Source organism: Candidatus Eisenbacteria bacterium (genome assembly GCA_018831195.1).
Classification (GTDB): domain Bacteria; phylum Eisenbacteria; class RBG-16-71-46; order CAIMUX01; family JAHJDP01; genus JAHJDP01.
Window position 1 is genome coordinate 1 of the sequence record JAHJDP010000059.1, and the last position, 4,674, is coordinate 4,674.

Consider the following 4,674-nt stretch of genomic DNA (forward strand, 5'->3'; position numbering starts at 1 on the left):
AACCCCGTCCCTGGGTGAGGAATGTCTCCAAGTGTTCCCGCACGATCTCGTACAGGACCGTCGTCTCCGGTTGGCGGCGGCGATAGACGCTGGACAATCGTGGTCCATCACCCAAGGCCCGCCCGCCGGCGGCTGTCGTCGCGTCGACATGCATGGGCCGATGAAAATGCAGGATTGGTGCCGCAACGAAGAGACCGCCTGCGGTCCCCGATCGGCGAGGAGCCCTGCGCCTTGATGTCCCCGAGGGAGAGCTGATGCGGGATATGGGAAGAGCATGGAATTAGGCGGCCGTGACTTTTCCATTACCGCGCTTTGAACGGCCATCAATTAACCCTTCGATGCCTTGGGCTGTCGCCGTCGTGAGAACCCGATAGACAGTAGCCCGACCGATTCCCAGGGTGGCACTTCAACAAACCGGTTCGGCGCTACGTGGAAACGGCCTTCGACCAGGTGCCGGGAAAGATTCATTTCTCCTCCCAGATCGGGGTGCGCCCACCAGCCCTCCCATGTCAGCCAGAGGCCGGAGTCGACGGGTGTGGCCAAAAAAAAGAGAAGAATAAATCACAGCCGGGTCATCTCAAGGTAACTGCTTGCACCATCTGTGATTACCGTGCGTCTCCCCTGTGCTTAGGCAGCGCTACCGAAAGGACACGGAAGAAGCGCTGAACCACTTTATCTTTCTCCGCATCGATCACATCCGCAGGGTTGTTTCAGAATATGTTCGCTATTACAATCATGCACGTCCATCACAGGCCATCCACGGGATTCCAGACCCGTATCCGGAACTGAAGCAATCTCTACCATCGACCGGCAAACTTGTTGCTCTCCCGGTCCTCGGTGGTGTTCAGCACGATTACCGTCTCATCGCGTAGACCACCACTCGGCCTCGGCTGCGCTTTCTGTGGATTCAGTGACCAGGGCGACTATGTTCTGCTTTGGAATCGGCTCCCAGTCCTTCCCCAAGTTCTTATGGAGCGGATCTATAAGCAAGAAACCAACCGGCCGGGCCGCCCTCCGGAGATCGTTTATCCCGGTCCGCGATGAGTCAATTAGTGCCGATGGAGTTTTCGCGGATCACGGGTGGTATTGACTCATGCTTCCGCTTCTGAACAATCCTCGCTTCTATTCCAAATAGAGAACCCAGATGTCAGCTATACTATCGCCGCTGAGAGCCGAGTAGCTGAGCGCTTTGCCATCAGGGGACCATGCAGGGCGAGTCTGAACCCATGGATCAAATGTTAGCTGCGTGGCATTTTCCCCGGTCGCTGACATAACCCATATGTCATAGTTCCCAGATCGGTTGGAGGCGAATGCGATCTGGCCGCCGTCAGGCGACCAAGCTGGGTTAATGTCATGGGCCGAGCCCGCGGTGAGTGGAATAGGGGTTCCTCCTGCTGGGGAAATCACATATATATCTTGGGTTTCATCCCGCATCGAATAGAAGGCTATCTGCTCTCCCTGCGGAGACCATGCGAGTCCCTCTGTAACCCAATCAGTAGAAAGCAGTAACTCCGGTGTTCCTCCCGAAGACGGGACGATATATGTCTCTTTGAGATAATCTGGTTCAAAAGAAACTTGAACGGAGTAGACTATTCGGCTTCCATCAGGAGACCAAGAATAATTGCGAATGAATTTTTCTGCCCCATGACGAATCAATAGTGAGGGTTCCGCGCCAAGTTCTGGATCCATGATCCAGATCTCAGTTGTACCGTCTTCTCCCAACCCAGCCGCCCTGAATGTGAGTTGATTTCCGATAGGCGTCCATGCGGCATTGTCGGCATCAAGAGGATCATTTGTTAGCCGCACTGTCGCCCCACCGCTTGCGGGTATCAAGTGGACTTGAAGGTTATTTCGGATACGAAAATCCGCATCAAAGGCAATCGTCTGACCGTCTGGAGACCAAGTAGATCGGTTAGCCCCCTGCCTTCTGGAACTAAAGGTCAATCGTACGTTGGCAGCAGTCGTCGCGCTCACAATATTTGACAGTTCCGACCAGTTGAGTGCACCATCTGCTGTTTTTATGGCAAAGAAGTAGGGCGTTTCTAATTCCAGACCACTGATTTTGAAGGACTCCTCGGTCCCTGGAGATTCGGGAGAGGGTACATCTTGAACTTGAATCGCTTCGTCCCAGGATTCCTCGGTGATTATTGCGAGTGCATACCTAAGATCATACTCATCGGCCATACCCTCAAAACCATTGTTGCCAGGAGCGGTCCACATCAAAGTCGCGCTATGACCTATCGCCGAAGTAACCGCGAGGTCATTGACCTGCCCTGGGGGGACGTCATCAAGAATAGGGGTTACACTCACCATATTCGAAATTTCAGATTCATTAGCTCTATCGTCTATCGATTTGATGGCTAAGAAGTACTCCTGCCCACCTTCTAAGTCTGTCACGGTGAATGTTTCTTCTGTTCCCGAGGAATCCGGTGCCTGGATAGCTTGCACCCGCGTTGCGGTTTCCCAGTTTTCGTCTGTGATAGTTACTAAGGCGTGCCGAAGATCATATTCTGCCGCTTTGCCCTCGAATCCATCATCGCCCGAAGCCGTCCAAGTTAAGGTCACGCTGGATTCGTTGAAAGATGAAACAAAGAGATCGCTGATAGTGCCAGGTGCGGTTGTATCTCCAATAGTTGCACTCACGACATTCGACAATGCTGACCAGTTAGGCACCTCGTCGGCAGTTCTCAAACCAAAGAACCATTCACCCCAATTTAGCCCCGAAATATCAAAGCTCTGGATCTCGCCGGACATGGCCGGTTCCGGGGGGTCGGATGCAATCGCTGCGGAGTCCCACAGCGTTTCGGTTATGGGTGATGCCATATAACGAATTTCATATTGAGACGCCTGTCCCCCGGAACCATCATCACCGGGTGCTGTCCAGTAAAGAGTGACTCGGTCTTCGACAGTTGGTGCTATGGCGAGATCCTGCACCGCCGCTGGTGGTGTGGTGTCGGGAAGCGAGGGTGTCGTACTCTTGTCCTCCGAACACCCAATGGACAGGATAGAGAAGACGGATACCCAATATCTAATCTGCATCGCCGTTCTCCCAAATGCCGAACTAGGGTCAAATTGCCTTTGGCTGTGTCTTGTAACATCTCAGTGCTTTGAACGCGGCCCCTGCCGCTGATATCACGGAGAGAAGCTCCCTGCTTGATATATTCGCCAATAGAGATCCTGATCTTGGGTGCTCTCTCCGTCATCCGAGTCAGTCGCTATTCATCTGGATGATATTGCACATATTCCTCACAGTCTTCTTTGTTGTGAACAATGAAATCATTGGCAACATATGTTTCTGCTTCAACTTGGAAATTGTAAACTTTCACCTTCTCATTGACCTTCCTAAAGGTATAAATCTCGATATCCCAACCATCAGGGTTAGTCAACACATCACCTACACTAAGATCGCCTACACTGAGCCATTTGCCCTCGCTAAGAACAGGATGGTTCTTTGTGGCACTAAGCTCCTCGTTAATGATGAAATAATGGTTAACAATATAGGGCTTGTGGATAGAAGTGACCTCGGAGGTCTTCATCTTGGTCGAAGATTCGTCATAAGCGAGCACGCGATCCCCAACTTGTATTTCTTCTACCGGCTTTGTGCTTCCATCGGCCATCCTAATGGGAGTTCCTTCTAGCAAGCAGTCGCAAGCATTACCAGGTGTAGCTGCAGAACCACAATTGCAGTATTGAGCGTTTCCATAATCTTCTGGGCAGTTCTGGCCCTCAGTAGGAAACCAATGACACCGCCATTGCCGCACTTCGTTTACACAACCGGTAATCCAATCGATCTCAAAATCGCACTCAAGATATGGAGCACAGAAGTACATCTCATCAATCTGATCACAGTTTGGATGTGCTTGAACTGAACATGTGAAGGTTATCGCTAATGCCCCGAGGATCATTAAAACTATTGTACGCATGTCATTCTCCTTTTTTAATGCTCACATTTTGGGATTACGGAACGGCCCACTGCGACGCCCATATATATATATACTCTGACCGTCGCTTCTCCGGTGCTTTGATTAATTAAGGACATAGAGGCGTCATGAACACTCTCACCGGCCAGATAGAGTGCATCATAATGCGGTTCCTCGTCACCGTCAACAACATGAAGCATGATCCCCATACTGCCATTCTGAAAATGGAGATAATCAACCCGATCACCGCAGCCTGAATCGATCCGTTCTTAATCCGACGACCAACCTGTGTATTTTAAATGGGATCGGCTCCACGAATCAACCTTGAGCTGCCGTTGATCGGGTTGGAATGCTATGGAGATGTCGGTTCCATTTCCAGCTGTCTTTTAATATAGCCTACATTCCGCATGTCACGTTGGGCCTTTCGGGGAATTTCTGATCCCGGGAATTGCCGAAGTACCAATAGGTTATACTAATCCCAATATAAGCGCGATTTAGGAGGTATTGTAAAAGAAAAAGCTCGAAATGCCCATCCAGAGCGGTTATAAGTTAATTGTTCAAAAACAAATTAACGCCGAGGAGGGCATTTCGAGTGACTTCATTAAACCAGAAGAATCTCAGGAAACGCAAGCAAAGAATTGACTACCGGATCGCCCCGCGAAATTGGGCCGGTCAATCTAACCCGATGTTTAAAGCCTCCAACATCCACTACGAAATCTCCGATCGAGTCCGGGCAACGAAAGCCGGAGGGATC

The 4,674-nt window shown here is 50.9% G+C and carries 4 protein-coding genes; 1 reads left to right on the top strand and 3 read right to left on the bottom strand.

Translation table 11 applies throughout. From position 1 onward, the window contains the following. Positions 1–280: 280 nt before the first annotated feature. Positions 281–397: a hypothetical protein gene (locus tag KJ970_10675; GenBank protein MBU2691378.1), complete on the bottom strand. Its 117-nt coding sequence runs from the start codon at positions 395–397 to the stop codon at positions 281–283. Positions 398–623: 226 nt separating this feature from the next. Here KJ970_10675 and KJ970_10680 point away from each other — a divergent pair, with 226 nt between their 5' ends. Further along, entirely contained in the window at positions 624–872 is a 249-nt protein-coding gene (locus KJ970_10680) for an IS3 family transposase (protein MBU2691379.1), read from the top strand. Positions 873–1,122: 250 nt separating this feature from the next. Here KJ970_10680 and KJ970_10685 read toward each other — a convergent pair whose 3' ends face one another. Both KJ970_10685 and KJ970_10690 read right to left on the bottom strand, forming a co-directional pair. Next, on the bottom strand, positions 1,123–3,039 hold the full coding sequence (locus KJ970_10685) for a hypothetical protein (GenBank protein MBU2691380.1): 1,917 nt from the start codon (positions 3,037–3,039) through the stop codon (positions 1,123–1,125). A gap of 176 nt (positions 3,040–3,215) precedes the next feature. After that, entirely contained in the window at positions 3,216–3,923 is a 708-nt protein-coding gene (locus tag KJ970_10690; protein ID MBU2691381.1) for a hypothetical protein, read from the bottom strand. Between the last annotated feature and the right edge of the window lie 751 nt (positions 3,924–4,674).

Coding starts and splice junctions, on each gene's coding strand:
- KJ970_10685 (MBU2691380.1), bottom strand. CDS start 3,039: ATGCAGATTAGATATTGGGTATCCGTCTTCTCTATCCTGTCCATTGGG.
- KJ970_10690 (MBU2691381.1), bottom strand. CDS start 3,923: ATGCGTACAATAGTTTTAATGATCCTCGGGGCATTAGCGATAACCTTC.